This window comes from Cellulomonas xiejunii, assembly GCF_024508315.1.
Classification (GTDB): Bacteria; Actinomycetota; Actinomycetes; order Actinomycetales; family Cellulomonadaceae; genus Cellulomonas; species Cellulomonas xiejunii.
Genome location: NZ_CP101987.1, coordinates 460,929 through 476,356, shown reverse-complemented (window position 1 = coordinate 476,356; position 15,428 = coordinate 460,929). Strand labels below are relative to the sequence as shown.

Below are 15,428 nucleotides of genomic sequence, written 5' to 3'. Positions count from 1 at the left end.
CGCCGTACCGGTTCGGGCGAGGCCGATGCGTCTACGCGGCTGAGCGTCTCCGTCCAGCCGGTGTGACTGAGCACCCTCGTCCGGCAACCAGCCCTCGATAGGGTGACGGCCGTGCCCAGCCTGGAAGAGCTCCGCGAGCGCCTGGTCGGACGGTTCCAGCAGGTGTGCCACCGCACGGGCATGTACGTGCCCGACGCCCGCGCGGCCGAGGTCTCCTGCCGCGAGCTCCTCGAGGTGCTCGCGTACGTCGACGACTGCGAGCAGGCGTACGCGCGGGAGATGAGCCGCCGCCGCCGCGACGACTTCGGGTCGACCGGCGCCGAGTCGATGCTGTGGTGGTTCGCGAGCGGAGACGTGCAGGTCGAGGGGCACGACCTCACCGTGAGGTCGACGGGCAACGCGGAGGTGGCGGCCTGGTACGCCGAGCTCGCCGCCCTGTTCGGCTGGCTCGACGTGCCCCGTCTGTCCGCGCACGACCTCGCGAGCGTCGTCACGGCGCTCTGCGACCCGGACCGGATCGATGCCTGGACGCGCGGCCGCCTCGTCGCCGAGCTGCCCGCCGCGTCGATCGTCGTCGGCAAGACCGTCTACTGCTACGCGCCACCCGAGCCCGACGCCCGCTGGGTGTTCGTCGACGTGCTCAGCGAGTGGGGCCCGCCGTGGGACCGACCGGAGGCGCCGGTCCGGTCGTACCGGACCGCGGGGCCACGCGGGGCGAGGAGTGCGATGGTCGTGAGCACCCTCGGCCGGCAGACCCTCACCCCGCGGGCGGCACTCCCAGCCGGTCACTCCCGCGTCGTGATGTTGAAGCGCGCGCCTTCCGGCACGGACTCGAGCTGACGAGCCAGGTCGTCGTAGTAGGCGACGAGCTCCGCGTGAGAGGCCGGGCACCGGCTGACCGTTTCGGCGGCACGTCCCTCCGCACTGAACGGTGGCGGCCAGAGGTGCATCCCCTCGTCCAGCTGCAGGGCGGTCACGTCCTCGCGCCACGACGACCATCGCAGCCCGTCGTAGAAGTCGTCGCCGAGCGCGCCGTCCAGTGCCGACAGGACGAACGCGCCATGGCCCGCGCCCAGCCCGACCCATCTCAGCGTGTCCGGGCCGCGGTAGCAGACCTCGCCCGGGCCGATGCCGAGTGCGCCGCCGTCGACGGCGAAGACGCCCCCGAGCACGTCGAACGCCACCACGAGGCGCCCTGGAGCGGCAGCCTCGTGCTCGCCGTCGCCCAGCCCATTGGCGTCCGCGAGCGAGGGCAGGTGCTCCGCACCCGCGCCGAGGATGCGCACCCATCCCCCGTCGAGGACCAAGCCGCCGCAGTTGAGGGCCAGTGCTCCCAGGACGGACGCCGCCGAGACCTGGAGGCGGCGCAGCTCGCGCAGACCGCGATCACGCGAGACCCGGATGACGCGCACCGGCACCACGGCTGTATCGACCGCGTCTGCGATCAGGGGCCACGCCGGCTCGGCGACGTCGGCCAGCTCCGCACCGCTGCGTAAGGTCACAGGGGGACTCTGCCGCCCTGGCGGCGCCGCGACAAGGGCGCAGCGGGAACCGGCGGTCGCATCGTTTCTGACGGTCGCCCGGCCGGTTTCGGCGCGCTGCCGACGCTCAGGCGTCGTGCAGCGCCGCAATCAGGTCGGCCAGGGCTGGGAGCGCGGGCTCGTCACCGCTCTGCACGAGCAGCTCCAGCGTGGGGCGCACCGAGTCGATCGCTTCGAGCGTGTCGTCGCCGAGGTGGTGCGTGGTGCCGTCGTCGGTGACGAACTCGCCCTGACCGCGGGTCCAGAGCAGACAGTCGGTGAGCACCTCGACCACGGTCGCCAGCTGCCAACCCTGGACGAGCGGCACCAGCGCCGCCAGCAAGGACGACCTGCGCTGTCGTCACCCGCGGAGGGTAGCGTCCGGCAGCCGACAGGACTGTGGTTCACGTGGCCAAGAGCGGGGACAGCGGCATGACCGGGTGGTCGTGCGACTGCTCTACGGGCTACGCAGGAGGGCCCTCGCGTTCTTGTGCACGAACTGGCGGAGGCGCCCAGCGGCGAACATCTCCTTCAGGTCCTGGAGAGTCGTGACCTGAGTGCTCAACTCAGCGACGGCGTCGACGATCGCCAGCAGCTCGCCACGGCGGATCTCGTCCGACAGGCTGCTGCCAGCGTCCAGCGCCTGCCAGGCGTCCCAGCGATCGAGGCCGAACGGTGCACCGCCGCTCTCGGGGTACAGGACGATCGGGCAGTTGTTGGCACACGTTGGCCAACCGCCCGGCGCCAGCTCCACTGGGCAGATTCCGACGTAGACCTCCGCCCGATCGGTCCGTGGCACCCGTCCGAGGTCGACCATCCAGGCCATGTGCGGTGAGACGAGACGCAGCCGGCCGCCGGGCCCCGTGAAGCCACGCTCACGCAGCCCACCCCGCAGCACCGACAGGATCTCGTCGCGCTCCATCAACCCCACCCCCGCGGACAAGTCCGATGAGTTCTTGCACCTGGATCTCAAGTTCGCTGTCGTCGTCTCAAACTGGTGTCGCCGACGTCGACGATCATCACGCTGCGATGATGCGCCTTGAGGCTACGGTCACGTCATGGAGCCGGAGGAACTCAGACCCAGACTCTTGAAGGGCTGGCGCATCGTCGAAGCGGGTCGACGACAGGCGTGGCCGTTCGTCGGTCTGGCTGATCCTCAGTCGGGACGCGAGGTGCGGCTGTACATCGACTCGACATTCTCCGTCCTGCCCGGTTGGCCGGAGCTCCGACAGCATGACGACGCGGTGATGCCGGCTCTCGATGAACTCAACGGCCTGACCGTCACGGGTGTCCGCCGAGCTCCTGACGACTTCCTCGCGTTCGAGCTCGAGGGCTTCGTCCTCACAGTCTCAGAGATCCCGAACGCGCTGACCTCTGGCTCACCGTGGTCGATCGGCCACGCGTAGGCGCCACAGAGGTTTCGCCCGTGGCGCCGCGTGGATCGGCGCCGCCGGGTTCGACGACGCCTGCCCCCGGACCGGGTGAGCGGGCTTGAGGCCTGCACGCCGCTCACCGGCCACGCTCTGCGCCGAGGCCCTCGCTGCGGGCCCACCGCACCAGCGCGACGATCCCGGTGATGAGCAGCAGGGCCGCGCTGATCCACACGGCAAGGAGGCCGTTGAGGAACAGCACGGCACTCGCGGTCGACACCGACGACAAGCCACCGCCCTCGTCGTCGTCCGGCCACAGCCCGGCCGCGACGATGGCCAGCACACCTGCAGCCAGCCCTACCGCCGCGACGACTCCCGGCCGGAGCCGCGGACGCCACCACGACGCCACCCAGGTCAGGACGATCACCGACGACAACGGCCCGACGAGCAGGAAGCCGCTGATGGCCTCGCTCGCGCCGGTGCTCACGGGTGCCCTGCGCGTCGCGTCGAGGCCCGCGGACGGGCGCCCGCAGACCCGGCCCGCGCTGCCGCCGCACTCACTCCGTGGCGTCCGCGCCGGCGGACCAGACCGCGTCGCGCCGCGTCACGCTCGTCGACGGGGACAGTCGCTGTCGGCCTCGGCCGCGGGCGGAGCGTTCGGCGTGGACTGCTGCCCACAAGCCCTCCGGGGCGGGGGTGTTCACGGGCACGCAGAGCCTCCGGTCGCAGTGACGGCTTGCTGAATCTACCGAGCAGGCTGCGCGGAAACTCGTGGTCGCGCTGAAGACGTGATGACGCCGTCTTGTCGCGGGGGGCAGGCCGCGCCGCGATCCCGCCTGGCTACGAACGTGATCGATCAGCAGGACTCCTCGATGACCAGCAGCGTGCGGCGCTGGTCGTCCCGGAACTCCCCAGCATCGAAGTCGGTGCAGTCGCCGGGATCGCGAACCGCCGGCTCCTTGAGGTAGCGGCACATCCGCTGCCACAACGCGTCCCGATCGGCTGGCTCGACCTCCGTCGGTCCGTGTGGTCCGTAGAACAGCAGAACCCGGACTTCGGGAGAACCCAGCAGGCGCCTCACGCGCTTGTCGGTGCACAGACCGCCACGACGCCGCCATCGCGCCCCATAGGCGTCGAGCCACTCCCCGTCACGAATCGGCGACGACCACTGACCACCATCGCCGGCAGGACTCGGATCCAGGCGGTCGTTCAGCCCAGCCCGCCGCCGCCGTCGTTCCGGTCCCCTGCTCACCCTGCCATCGTGCCTATCCACGACCGACGTCCGCCAGCGCACCACCTGGGATCGGGAACCAGGCCACTAGGGGCAGGTTCTGAGGATTCGGACAGGAAGATGAGACGTCCGTCGTCTCACGCGCCTGTCCACCCGCAGGTCATGGCCACGCCACGTGGACAGATCCGCTGAGTTCCTACAGCGCCCGAAGTGGGTCACCAGATGGACGAGCCCGCGGTGAAGGGCGGTCTGCCGCGCGCGAACCTACGGTCCCGACGAGCCGCGATGACCGGGCGCGTTGCGCGCCTCGGCGACCAGATCGTGGCACGCAGCGTCCGCGGCCGGTCAGGTGGACGTTGCGCGCGCAGGACGCGCGACGACGCCAGACTGGCGCGGTGCCGAGCCGCCGTCGCGTCCGTGTCCTGCTGATCGTCCTGACGGGGACGATCGTCGTCGTCGCGCTCGGGGCGGCGCTCGTCGAACGCGGCCTGGTGTGGCCGAACCGTCTGTTCGCGGCGCGCTACGACGTGCGGGGGGTCGACGTCTCGGCGTGGCAGGGAACCGTCGACTGGCCGACGATCGCCCGGCAGGACGTCGACTTCGCGTACGTGAAGGCCACCGAGGGCTCGTCGTTCGTCGACCGGGAGTTCGAGGCGAACCTGCGCGGGGCGCGTGAGGCCGGGCTGATGGTCGGTGCGTACCACTTCTTCAGCTTCGAGAGCAGCGGCAGGGCGCAGGCGGAGCACGTGCTCGCGACGGTGCCGGACGACGAGGACCTGCTGCCCCTCGCGATCGACGTCGAGTACTACGCGACGTTCCACGCCGACCCCCCGGACGCGTCGCAGGTCCGCCCGGAGCTGACCGCGCTCATCGAGACCCTGCGTGACCACGGCATCGAGCCGGTCGTCTACGCGACCCGCAGCGCGTACGACAGGTACGTCGCCGGCCACTTCCCGGGCACGCCGATCTGGATCCGGTCGGTGATGGTGCCGCCCACCATGTCGGACGACCGGGCGTGGACCTTCTGGCAGTACTCGAACCGGGACCGCCTCGACGGGTACGACGGCGAGGAGTCGTTCATCGACATGAACGTCTTCGACGGCGACCTCGACGACCTGCGCGCCCTGCGGTAGGCCTGGCGAAGGCAGGTCACGAAGCAGGCCGGAGCTGTCGTTGTCGTCGATCTGTCATCGCGATGTCGCGTCGTCACCGACGTGTCACCTGCCACGCTGACCGCATGGACGAGCCTGGCGGCGAGTGGCACAGGACGGCGCTCGTCCCGCGAGCGGCAGAACGGACACCGTCGGCCTACGTTGGCTGGGTGCTGACCAACCGCTCCGCACCACACGCCCGGGTCACGCCCGTACTGATCGTCGCAGACGTCCGCGCCGCGGTCGCCTGGTACACCGAGGTGCTCGGCTTCGTCGAGCACGTCCGCATCGGCGAGGGACACCGCGCCCAGCTCGGGCTCCCGGACGGCCCTGCCGCCGAGCTCGTCGTCGCCGAGGAGCGCCCCGGACGCCGCGTCCCGGATCCCGACGGCCGTTCCCACCAGGTCATGCTCAAGGTCGCCGACGCGGACGCCGTCGTCACGGTGGCGCTCGCTCGCGGAGCCGTCCTGGTCGAGCCGTCGCACGACTGGGAGTACGGCGAGCGGCAGGCCACGCTGAACGACCCGTTCGGCCACCAGTGGGTGCTCAACCAGACGCTCGCGGACGTCGCGCCCGAGGAGTGGGGCGGACAGTCCGTGACCCCGCGCTCGCCGTGAGGTCCGGTCGGTGCAGGCGCCGCCCGCCGTCGGGAGCCCTTGCCCGTTCCAGGCCGGAGAGGCTGACGCGATGGCCGACACGACGCCGGACCCGCTGAACCGCCCGATCGTCGGGCACTCCAGCGCCCCTCCCCACCCCGACGCCGGCACGGGTGCTCCGTGACGGACGCGCGACGCCCCGTGATCGCCGCTGGGCGACGGCACTCCGTGGGCGTGCGCTCGGACGGATCTGTCGTTGCCGCAGGCGCCCCCGGATCGCCGGAGTGCTCCGTCGGTGCGTGGTCCGACATCGTGTCGGTCGCGGTCGGCAACGTGCACACGGCACCGAACACGGGCCGCTCGCACACCGTGGGCCTGCGTACCGACGGGACGGTTGTCGCGGTCGGTTGGGACAAGGACGGCCAGTGTGCCGTCGCTGGCTGGGCGGACGTGGTGTTCGTCGCCGCCGGCTGGCGGCGCACGCTGGGTGTCCGTGCGAGTGGCACCGTGCTCGCCGCGGGTCGCGCGCGTGAAGGCGCGTGCCAGGTCGATGAGTGGGAGGAGATCGTCGCCGCCGCGGCGGGAGACTGGCATTCCGTGGGCCTGCGGGCAGATGGCACGGTCGCTGCCGTGGGGAACAACCGCAGGGGGCAGTGCGAGGTCAGCGGATGGCGCGGCATCACCTCGGTCTCGGCCGGCTACCTGCACACCGTCGCCGTCACCGGGACGGGCCGGGTGCTCGCCGCCGGCGACCGCAGCGCCGGTGCCGCGGAGGTGCTGGACTGGCGCGACGTCGTCGCGGTGTCGGCGGGCAGCCACCACACCGCAGGGGTCGATACCAGAGGGCGGGTCCTGGCCGCCGGCGACAACAGCCGCGGGCAGTGCGACACCGCCTCATGGCGAGACGTGGTGGCCGTCGCCGCCGGGTCGACGCACACCCTCGGCCTACGAGCGGATGGGACTGTCCTCGCCGCCGGCAACAACGATGGCGGCCGGTGCGATGTCGCGGGCTGGCACGTCCGAGCTCGGTGAGCACGCCGGAGCCCTGGCGTGCGATCGCAAGGATCCGGGCACGGAGGTGAGACGCCAGGCCGGTCCCCGCTGCTGTCAGCACACAGGTCACTGCAGCTAGCAGCGGACGGACCGCGTAAGGTCCTGCAGTTCTGTGGGATCTCGTCCGAGTTGGCCAAGTCTCACGGAGTTCCACGGACCGCCGGTGGGCGACGTCGGTCTTGCGTTGGCGCAGGTCAGCGGATCGCAGATCGTTTTCGTCGAGGCGGTGGGCCGAAGATTCGGACAGCTGCGTGAGACGAGAGGTGTCTCACGCAGATGTCCCGCCGCAGTTCAGGGCCTCGGGCGCTGGCCAGGTTCGACGAGTCCCTACAGATCCCGCTGGCATCACGCAGCCAGTTGCTGCTCGTTCTGGGCCGAACACCCTCGTGCGACCGGTGCCACCTGCCGCGGGAAGACGCTCGATGAGCGATGCTGCCTGACGCCTTGAGCAGAGGTTCGGCAACGTTCCAGGTGCCAGGCTCGGGAGGGACACCGAACGAGTGGAAGGAGTTCCTTCACCACCCTGGACCTTGCGATCATCGTTCGATGAGCTCGTCGCAGGCTGCCGTCCCGGTCGACACGGAACTGAGCGACGCGATCGTCGCGTATGTAGGAATGATCCATGATCGACCCGAGGTTCTCGCCGCCCACGCCGTTCGTCGATCACCTCAGGAACTGCGTGCAGCGATCCACTCCCTGCGCTCCGAACTGTGGAGTGTCCCGGTCGAGGCACGGGGCATCACTGTCTGGGAGGAGTGCCGACTCGTGCACGACGTGTTCGCACCGCAGCACCCTGAGCTTTCAAAGGAGGCACTGAACGCACTGATGATGAGTTACGCGTGGGCGAACCGCTGACGTATGGCCTGTACGCCCGGTACCGGGCAGCCAGGGCACTCGCGGCGACAGGCGACGACCGAGTCGAGCCGGTTCCGACCGGGCTCGCCGCCGACGACCACGCAGAACGGCGCACGGCCGACGTTCACCAGCGGGTCACCTGGATCGGGAACGGGCCACTCGCCGGGCTGGTTCTGAGGATTCGGACAGGACGATGAGACGTCCGTCGTCTCACTCGCCTGTCCACCCGCAGGTCAGGGCCGCGCCATGCGGACAGTTCCGCTGAGCTCCTCCTACAGGAGCGGCGTCCGCCGCCGTTGCTTGCAGGACATCGCCCTCGTAACCTCCGTGCGCATGGCGGAGACAGCGCTTGGTCGGGGCGGCGACGTGGCCGGGCGGTTCGGTGCTGACCGGTCGCCGGTCCTCCCGGGGGAGATCGTCGGCGTCGCGCAGGCAGTCGGAACTGGCCTTCTGCCCATCAACGGCTTACGGCACCCTCCCGCCGGGCGCGCGTGCGGCTGGTACATCTGGGCGGGCGAGGAGCTCTCTTCGGCGGCCGACTTCTTCGAGCCGCGCCATGTCGAGCACCTTGGCCCACTGAGCCAGTGGGTCCGCCCCTACCTCGAGCTCGCACCCGGCTGGCGCTTCCTCATCGCCCCGGGCTACGAGGACGTCTGGTTCGACGCAGGCCTCCTGCAGGGTTCCTAGGCTGGACGATGACGAGTCCTGCCTACGACTCAGCACCGGGTGGTTCCATGAGCTTCCTCGACCAGGTCGTCCTGACGGGTGATCCCGTCGTGTCGACGACACTGGCGCCGTGGACGGTACAGACGACGACAGGCACGGCGTGAGGCACCGCGACCCCGGGCTGACGGCCTACGAGCTCACCGCCGAGGACGTGCTCGTGACCTGTCCTTCCTGCCAGGCCTGCGCCAGGGTCGTCGTGACGACACGGACCGACGAGTGGCTCGGGTCGTGGCCCCGCCGCCTCGTGTGCCCGCACTGTTCTCTGGTGCAGGAACGTCCACCGAGGTCGGGGAGCGCGTGGGGTGGAGCGACCGACCCCTACTTCGGCGCGCCGCTGTGGCTGCAGAGTCCGTGCTGCGGCGGGCGGGTGCTGTGGGCCTACAACGAACGCCATCTCGGCGTGCTCCGCGCCCACGTCGCCGCGAAGCTGCGCGAGAGGCCGGACGACCTCGGCCCCACCAGCATGCTCGAGCGCCTGCCGTCGTGGATCACCTCGGCACAGCACCGCGACGAGGTGGTGCGGACGATCGACCGTCTGCAGCGGCGCGTACCGCCGGGGGCTCGGACAGGTATCTGAGACGGGGCCGTGCCCCGCGACGAACCTGCTCGATCAGGACGACTCCTCGATGACCAGCAGCGTGCGGCGCTGGTCGTCCCGGAACTCCCCGGTATCGAAGTCGGTGTGGTCGCCGGGATCACGAACCGCAGGCTCCTTGAGGTAGCGGCGCATCCGCTGCCACAACGCGTCCCGTTCGGCCGGCTCGACCTCCGCCGGTGCGTGTGCTCCGTAGAACAGCAGAACCCGGACCTCGGGCGAACCCAACAAGCGCCTCACGCGCTTGTCCGTGCACAGACCGCCACGGCGCCGCCATCGCGTCCCAGAGGCATCGAGCCACCCCCGTCACGAATCGGCGACGGCCACTCATCGCCGTCTCCGGCCGGACTCGCCTCCGAGCGGTCGTTCTGCCCCGCCCGTTGCTCTCGCCGTTCCGGTCCCCTGCTCACCCCGCCATCGTGCCTACCCACGACCGACGTTCACCAGCGGGCCACCTGGATCGGGGACCGGGCCACTCGCGGGGCAGGTTCTGAGGATTCGGACAGGAAGATGGGACGCCGTCGTCTCCGCAGGTCATGGCCGCGCCATGCGGACAGCTCCGCTGAGTTCCTACAACCGATGCGGGTTCGCGTCCGACCTCTGTCGCTGTCGCGTCGAGTCGTCACTTTCGTGTCGCCGTTCGCGCGTAGTTTGTCGCGGGCGCATCCCCGGCTGCCATCTGGGTCGGCACTGGAGGGGACGTTCGTCGACCGTCTGGCGCTCGTGGGTGACGAAGGCAGCGATTCGGGCCCCGGGGGCCGTGGACCGCAGGGCCCCGCAGGGCCCCGCTGACGACACCGAGCGAGGGTCCGCACGAGGTCGCTAGAACGGCGCTACGACGGCAACGCATCCTGCCGCCACGAGGGCCGCACCCGTCAGCGCACACACCCTCCCCGCTCCGGACGCGCTCATCAGTTCGCCCTCCCCGACGACACGATCCGTCCCGTAGGTGATCGCGAGCCCGACCGCGATGACGATCGGCATCAGGATGTACAGCCCGCTCTGGTAGAGCCATGCGTAGGGGAGGAAGTGGATCGCCCCGGCCACGGAGAAGACAAGCGGGACGACGGTGTAGCGGCCGCGTGCGAACAGCACGATCAGGAGGGGCAGGACGAGCAGCTGGGACATCGAGATCAGGATTCCGAGCTGGGTGATCGCCTCCCCACCGGGTCGTTCGTCGAACATCCCCAAGCCGGCGGAGACGACCAGCGCGACGGGCAGTGCGACCATCCCCTGGAACAGCGTCGCCATTGCCGCACGGTCCGACCTGAGCGTGCGCCACAGCACCGCGCACACCAGCCAGGTCGTCCCGTAGGCGAGCAGGAACACCGCACCCCGGTGGTTGACCTCGGCGAGCTCGACCAGGAGTTCCTCGACATCGGACATGCCCGAGGGTAGGCAGGACCCAACCAACGCCGAGCACCGACACGGCGCCTGCAGCGACCGCGTGCATTTTCGCGCGCGCGGGCATCGAGTACACGGTGTGGTCCGGGTGCCGGAGCCGCGGCTTCGGAACGTGCGCCCCGTCCCGCTGGATCAGTCGAACTCCACCGACGTGTCCCGCGGGTACTCGCCGCCGGCGAGCTTCACCAGCTGCGCGTGCGCGTACTCGCAGACGAGCGCATGGCGGTACACCATGCGCGGCACGTCGACGTTCGAGTCCATCCACAGGCTCATGCCGGCGAGCTTCCAGTGCCGGAAGGTGTCGTCGCCGGTGACGACGGCGAGGATCTCGAGGAACGAGTCGTCGAACCGCATCGAGTGCACCGCACGGCGGTACTCGTCCGAGCTGAGCGCCACCGCGAACGGGATGTTCATGAAGCACAGCGCCGTCTGGATGTCGAGGCGGACCAGTCGCCGGCGATGCCGCTCGGCGTCGAGCGGCGGGATGTCCAGCTGACGGAAGTCGAGCGGGTCCCGGGCGACGAGAGGCACGACGTCCAGCGCGATGAGCACGTCGTACACGTTGACGTCGTGCTCGACGACGGCCTGGTCGCCCAGCTCGGACAACGACTCGGGACGCAGCGTGACGGGCTCGATGCCCACCGGGGTGTTGCGGATGATGAAGTTCACCAGGTTCGTCTCGATGACGAAGTGGCGCAGCAGCAGGTCCACGGCGTCGGGTGACACGCACCGCCGCAGGAACCAGACGCAGAGGAAGTCCATCGTCCCCAGCGGCATCCACCGGAAGGGCAGGACGCGCTTCAGCACGCGGATGATCGTGACGAGCACCCGCGAGAGCACCATCGCCAGCGGGTACAGCCAGCGTCGGGACGGACGTCGCTGGTCGTCGATGATCTGCCGGACCACCGCCCGGTCGAGCGGAACCGAGGGGTCGGCGAAGATCGCCTCCCACATGCTCGGGTCGGAGCGGACGAACTCTGCCACGTCAGCGGTCCAGCTCTTCGAGCTGCAGCGCGTAGAGCCGGGCGACGACCTGCGCGCACCGCACGATCTCGTCGGCGGTCGCGTCGTCGATCAGGCCGGACGTCAGGATCGCCTCCATGTCACCGGTGTGCGCGCCGTCCGCCTCCTGGTGGTACGTCATGAAGTGGACCTGGTTGTCGGCGAGGCCGAGCACCTCCTGGAACCGGGCCGCCCACTGCGCCGCGCGGCGGGCGCCCAGACCCTCGATGATGAACATCGCGCCGAGCAGACCCGCGGGGTTCGGCTTGCTCGCGTAGGTGAAGAGGTAGCCCGAGAGGGCCTCCGAGCCGACGTTCTTGCGACCGGCACGCAGCTCCTCCCGCGAACCGCCGAGCGCGACATAGTCGGCCTCCAGCAGGAAGTGGTCCCGGTGCTCCTCCTCGGCGTGCTTGATCGCCGCCGCGCGCAGCTCGAAGTGGTCGATGTCGAAGTTGGACGCCGCACGCGCGATCCACAGCGAGCCGTCGATGACCTGCTGGCGCAGGTTGAACAGCAGGCGCATGTAGTCCTCGAGCGTGACGGTGCCGTCGTCGAGGCGCTGCAGCACGGGCACCCTGGCCAGGTGGTCCTCGAGCTCGAGCCAGACCTCGCCGAGTCGCTCGAGGAGCGAGGCGCCCGCGGGGTCCGTCCCGTCGGCCGTCGACGGGACGGTCGAGGTGGCACTGGTCATGACGATGCTCCTTGCGGGCGGGTCGGGGCGACGACGGTGAGCTGGGCGAAGGCGAACGAGAAACGGCCGGACTCCGGCACGGCGAGCAGGATGGTCTCCCCGGGCTCGAAGCGGCCCGTGCGCCACGCCTCCTCGAGGGCGATGAAGATGCTGGCCGACCCGGTGTTGCCGCGGGTCTCGAGGTTGGAGAACCACCGGTCGGTGTCGAGGGAGGGGACGCGACGACGCAGCGCGTCGAACGCGACATCCCGGAAGACGTTGGTGCTGTAGTGGCAGATGACGTGGTCGAGGTGGCGGACGTCGACCAGCCCGATGTCCACGAGCTCCTCGAACTGCGCGATCCCGGCCTCGGCGAGGTCGTCGAGCATGCCGACGTCCTGCCGCAGGACGAACATGCCCGCGGCCTGCGCGTCCGCGAGGGCGACGTCCTGCCAGGTGCCGCCGACGTGGGTCTCGTCACCGCTCATGCCGGCGCGCATGCACACGGCGTGGTCGTGAGCGAGCGACACCTGCCGGATCCAGTCGACCCGCAACGAGAGCCTCGTGGGGTGCGGCTGGAACTCGACGACCACGGCCCCCGCCCCGTCGGAGAGCATCCACCGCAGGAAGTGCGCGTCCATGCCGGCGCGGAACCCCTCGTACCGACGCTGCCGCAGGCTGCGGCTCGGCAGCTCGGAGGCCACGACCGCCCCGCGCGGGTGATCACCGAGCCGGACCTTGCTGACCACGGCATCCAGCGCTGCCATGCTCGAGGCACAGACTCCCGACGCGGACAGCAGCTGCATCGGTCCGCCACCGAGGCGACCGTGCACCATGTTGGCGAAGCCGGGCACGAGCACGTCGCCCATGGTCGTCGCGGTCGCCAGCATCCTCAGGTCTGATGGTTGGATGCCGCGATCATCGAGCGCCGCGTTGAGCGCCTTGACCGCGAGCTCCTCGTTGAGCTCGGTGGGTTCGCCCTGCTCATCGAGCGCGTAGTGCCGCTGCCTGATGCCGTTGGACGCCAGGATGCTGCCTCGGATGCGTGCGGTGACGGCGTCGTCACCGCCGAGCCGCGCTGCCATGCCGTCGTTGTCCACCGGGGGGCCGGGAAGGTAGCGACCGAAGCCCGTGAGGTACGCGCGCGCGGTCGTCGTCATGGCGGGAGCCTAGGTCCGACGCACCACTCCGGGAGCCCGCTGCCCGGGTGACGAGTCAGGGCGTCAGGACGTCGGTGGCGCGCCGCGCGTCCGCGACCGACCTCCGGTGTCTGGCACCCCACCTAATCGTTTGCGCTCGTCGCAGTTGCTCGGCCCTCGTGCCAGGCTGGCCCCGACCTCGCCGCGTGAACGTTCACAACGACGTGGAACACGCCGCGCTCTATCCCCAGGAGGCAGACGACATGCTCCGGACCGCCCGACGGCTGATGCTCGCCGTCACCCTCAGCGTCGCACTGGCCGGAGGGGTCGTGACCCAGTCCGCGCCTGCCTCCGCCGAGAGCAACGGGGGCACCCGCGTGATGCCCCTGGGCGACTCGATCACGGAGGGCATCGGCATGTCCGGAGGCGGCGGCTACCGCGTCGGCCTCTGGCAGCGCCTCGCCCAGGGCGGCTACACCACGGACTTCGTGGGATCGGGCTTCAACGGGCCGTCGAGCCTGTGGGACCACGACCACGAGGGGCACTCCGGCTGGAGGATCGACCAGATCGACGCCAACATCGTCAACTGGGTGCGGACCTACCAGCCGCGCACCGTGCTGCTGCACATCGGCACCAACGACATCAGCCAGAACCGCGACCTGGCGAACGCGCCGAACCGGCTCGCGGGGGTCATCGACAAGATCACCAGCACGTCCCCGCAGACCGACGTCTTCGTCGCGACCCTCATCCCGGTCTCGTACGCGGACTCGCAGGTGCGGGCCTACAACTCCGCCATCCCCGGCATCGTGTCGAGCAGGGCCAACGCCGGCAAGCGCGTGCACCTCGTCGACATGTACCCGGCGGTCAGCCTCTCCGACCTCCCCGACGGCGTGCACCCCAACGCGAACGGCTACGACAAGATGGCGGCCACCTGGTACAACGCGCTGCGTGCCGTGCCGGGGAGCATCGGCAACCCGTCGGGGGGCACGACCCCCACTCCCACGCCGACCCCGACCCCCACGCCCAGCCCGACCTCCAATCCCGGCACCGGCCCGGTGGACACCTCGGCCTGGTACACGCTCGTCAACCGCAACAGCGGCAAGGCCATCGACGTGTACAACCTGTCCACCGCGGACGGCGCCCGCATCACCCAGTGGTCCCGCAACAACGGCAACCAGCAGCAGTGGCAGTTCGTCAGCACCGGCAACGGCTACTACAAGCTGAAGTCGCGGCTGTCGGGCAAGGTCCTCGACGTGGCCGCGAGGTCGACCGCCGACGGTGCGGCGATCCAGCAGTGGAGCGACAACAGCGGCACCAACCAGCAGTTCAGCATCCAGACGATCGACGGCTACGTCGAGCTGATCAGCCGCAACAGCGGCAAGGCGGTCGAGGTGCAGGGCGCCTCCACCAGCGACGGCGGGAACATCGTCCAGTACTCCGACTGGAACGGGACCAACCAGCAGTGGCAGCTGGTCAAGACGGGCTGAGCCAAGCACGTCACCGAGATCGACCCAGCAGCACTGGCCTGTCCGGTGTGATCCACTTCAGCGTGGACACGTCCGGCGCACCCCAGCAGGGCGACCACGGTCTGTGGACCGCCGGGGCGTGGCCCGCGCACCTGTCGGACATCGTGAGGGCGACCGACCCCGGCTTGGAGTTCGTCGTCGTGGAGGACCACTGCGCTGCGGACTGGCGGTGGACACCGCTCGCGGTGCCGCTGAGTGAGCACTCGGACGCGCCCGCGAGTCGGTGGACCGTCCGCCGCATGTCGTTCGACCTGCTGCTCACACCGGTTCAGCTGCGCGACGCAGCTCCGGAGCTGCAGACCGCGACGGACGGCGGCGCACTCATCTGGCAGTCCTCGCGGCGTCCGCCCGACACGTTCGCCCTCCGCGACAAGCACGGCAGCGCCCGGGCAGCGGCGATGCGCGGGCTCGACATCCGCCTCGTCATCGACGTCCCGCACGACGGGGAGGTGGCGGTGCTCACCGCACCGACGGAAGCGCTCCTGGTGCGGGCGCTCGAGCGCCTCGGCACCCCCGGCTGAGACTCACCTCCACCGAGACCCCTGTGGCGCCGTCCCTGGTGGGTGATACGGACCGACTCTCGCGCACGG

21 protein-coding genes are annotated in these 15,428 nt (G+C 70.3%); 11 read left to right on the top strand and 10 right to left on the bottom strand.

Going from position 1 to position 15,428, the window contains the following annotated elements:
- Window positions 1–111: 111 nt before the first annotated feature.
- Window positions 112–840 (top strand): hypothetical protein, encoded by a 729-nt coding sequence (locus NP048_RS02365; protein ID WP_227577895.1) that lies wholly within the window; start codon window positions 112–114, stop codon window positions 838–840.
- Here the strand turns inward: NP048_RS02365 and NP048_RS02360 are convergent.
- The 3 genes from NP048_RS02360 to NP048_RS02350 form a co-directional block, all read right to left on the bottom strand.
- On the bottom strand, window positions 786–1,502 hold the full coding sequence (locus tag NP048_RS02360) for a DUF2625 family protein (protein ID WP_227577894.1): 717 nt from the start codon (window positions 1,500–1,502) through the stop codon (window positions 786–788). The two genes, NP048_RS02365 and NP048_RS02360, sit on opposite strands and share 55 nt — an antisense overlap.
- A gap of 106 nt (window positions 1,503–1,608) precedes the next feature.
- The gene (locus NP048_RS02355; protein WP_227577893.1) at window positions 1,609–1,815 is read right to left on the bottom strand and encodes a hypothetical protein; all 207 of its coding nucleotides are present in this window, start codon (window positions 1,813–1,815) and stop codon (window positions 1,609–1,611) included.
- Between the two features lie 162 nt (window positions 1,816–1,977).
- Window positions 1,978–2,442 carry a hypothetical protein gene (locus NP048_RS02350; protein WP_227577892.1) on the bottom strand — a complete coding sequence of 155 codons (465 nt, stop codon included), beginning with the start codon at window positions 2,440–2,442 and terminating at the stop codon, window positions 1,978–1,980.
- Between the two features lie 136 nt (window positions 2,443–2,578).
- Between NP048_RS02350 and NP048_RS02345 the strand changes: the two genes are divergently transcribed.
- Window positions 2,579–2,926, top strand: coding sequence for a hypothetical protein (locus tag NP048_RS02345; protein WP_227577891.1), 348 nt, complete (start codon window positions 2,579–2,581; stop codon window positions 2,924–2,926).
- Window positions 2,927–3,029: 103 nt separating this feature from the next.
- Here NP048_RS02345 and NP048_RS02340 read toward each other — a convergent pair whose 3' ends face one another.
- Window positions 3,030–3,377, bottom strand: coding sequence for a hypothetical protein (locus tag NP048_RS02340; RefSeq protein WP_227577890.1), 348 nt, complete (start codon window positions 3,375–3,377; stop codon window positions 3,030–3,032).
- A gap of 369 nt (window positions 3,378–3,746) precedes the next feature.
- Window positions 3,747–4,142 (bottom strand): hypothetical protein, encoded by a 396-nt coding sequence (locus NP048_RS02335; RefSeq protein WP_227577889.1) that lies wholly within the window; start codon window positions 4,140–4,142, stop codon window positions 3,747–3,749.
- 374 nt (window positions 4,143–4,516) lie between these two features.
- Here NP048_RS02335 and NP048_RS02330 point away from each other — a divergent pair, with 374 nt between their 5' ends.
- The 7 genes from NP048_RS02330 (at window position 4,517) to NP048_RS02300 (ending at window position 9,079) form a co-directional block, all read left to right on the top strand.
- Entirely contained in the window at window positions 4,517–5,254 is a 738-nt protein-coding gene (locus NP048_RS02330; RefSeq protein WP_227577888.1) for a GH25 family lysozyme, read from the top strand.
- A gap of 188 nt (window positions 5,255–5,442) precedes the next feature.
- On the top strand, window positions 5,443–5,889 hold the full coding sequence (locus NP048_RS02325; protein ID WP_227577887.1) for a VOC family protein: 447 nt from the start codon (window positions 5,443–5,445) through the stop codon (window positions 5,887–5,889).
- Between the two features lie 312 nt (window positions 5,890–6,201).
- Entirely contained in the window at window positions 6,202–6,900 is a 699-nt protein-coding gene (locus tag NP048_RS02320; RefSeq protein ID WP_227577886.1) for an RCC1 domain-containing protein, read from the top strand.
- A gap of 567 nt (window positions 6,901–7,467) precedes the next feature.
- Window positions 7,468–7,776, top strand: coding sequence for a hypothetical protein (locus tag NP048_RS02315; RefSeq protein WP_227577885.1), 309 nt, complete (start codon window positions 7,468–7,470; stop codon window positions 7,774–7,776).
- A 333-nt stretch (window positions 7,777–8,109) separates the two neighbouring features.
- Entirely contained in the window at window positions 8,110–8,463 is a 354-nt protein-coding gene (locus NP048_RS02310; RefSeq protein WP_227577884.1) for an immunity protein Imm33 domain-containing protein, read from the top strand.
- Between the two features lie 8 nt (window positions 8,464–8,471).
- On the top strand, window positions 8,472–8,606 hold the full coding sequence (locus NP048_RS02305; protein WP_256769417.1) for a hypothetical protein: 135 nt from the start codon (window positions 8,472–8,474) through the stop codon (window positions 8,604–8,606).
- Window positions 8,603–9,079, top strand: coding sequence for a hypothetical protein (locus NP048_RS02300; RefSeq protein ID WP_256769415.1), 477 nt, complete (start codon window positions 8,603–8,605; stop codon window positions 9,077–9,079). Before NP048_RS02305 ends, NP048_RS02300 begins: the two co-directional genes overlap by 4 nt.
- 33 nt (window positions 9,080–9,112) lie before the next feature.
- On the opposite strand, the gene NP048_RS02295 is transcribed toward NP048_RS02300, so the two are convergent.
- From NP048_RS02295 to NP048_RS02275, 5 genes are all read right to left on the bottom strand, one after another.
- Window positions 9,113–9,337, bottom strand: a complete 225-nt coding sequence (locus NP048_RS02295; protein WP_227577882.1) for a hypothetical protein — start codon at window positions 9,335–9,337, stop codon at window positions 9,113–9,115.
- A 582-nt stretch (window positions 9,338–9,919) separates the two neighbouring features.
- Window positions 9,920–10,483, bottom strand: a complete 564-nt coding sequence (locus NP048_RS02290; protein ID WP_227577881.1) for a DUF7010 family protein — start codon at window positions 10,481–10,483, stop codon at window positions 9,920–9,922.
- A 150-nt stretch (window positions 10,484–10,633) separates the two neighbouring features.
- The gene (locus tag NP048_RS02285; RefSeq protein WP_227577880.1) at window positions 10,634–11,485 is read right to left on the bottom strand and encodes a DUF6999 family protein; all 852 of its coding nucleotides are present in this window, start codon (window positions 11,483–11,485) and stop codon (window positions 10,634–10,636) included.
- A gap of 1 nt (window position 11,486) precedes the next feature.
- Window positions 11,487–12,194, bottom strand: a complete 708-nt coding sequence (locus NP048_RS02280) for an iron-containing redox enzyme family protein (RefSeq protein ID WP_227577879.1) — start codon at window positions 12,192–12,194, stop codon at window positions 11,487–11,489.
- Window positions 12,191–13,333 (bottom strand): 3-oxoacyl-[acyl-carrier-protein] synthase III C-terminal domain-containing protein, encoded by a 1,143-nt coding sequence (locus tag NP048_RS02275; protein WP_227577878.1) that lies wholly within the window; start codon window positions 13,331–13,333, stop codon window positions 12,191–12,193. Before NP048_RS02275 ends, NP048_RS02280 begins: the two co-directional genes overlap by 4 nt.
- A 242-nt stretch (window positions 13,334–13,575) precedes the next feature.
- Here NP048_RS02275 and NP048_RS02270 point away from each other — a divergent pair, with 242 nt between their 5' ends.
- Window positions 13,576–14,799, top strand: a complete 1,224-nt coding sequence (locus NP048_RS02270) for an RICIN domain-containing protein (RefSeq protein WP_227577877.1) — start codon at window positions 13,576–13,578, stop codon at window positions 14,797–14,799.
- Window positions 14,800–14,846: 47 nt separating this feature from the next.
- Window positions 14,847–15,359, top strand: coding sequence for a hypothetical protein (locus tag NP048_RS02265; RefSeq protein WP_227577876.1), 513 nt, complete (start codon window positions 14,847–14,849; stop codon window positions 15,357–15,359).
- The last annotated feature ends 69 nt before the right edge of the window (window positions 15,360–15,428 follow it).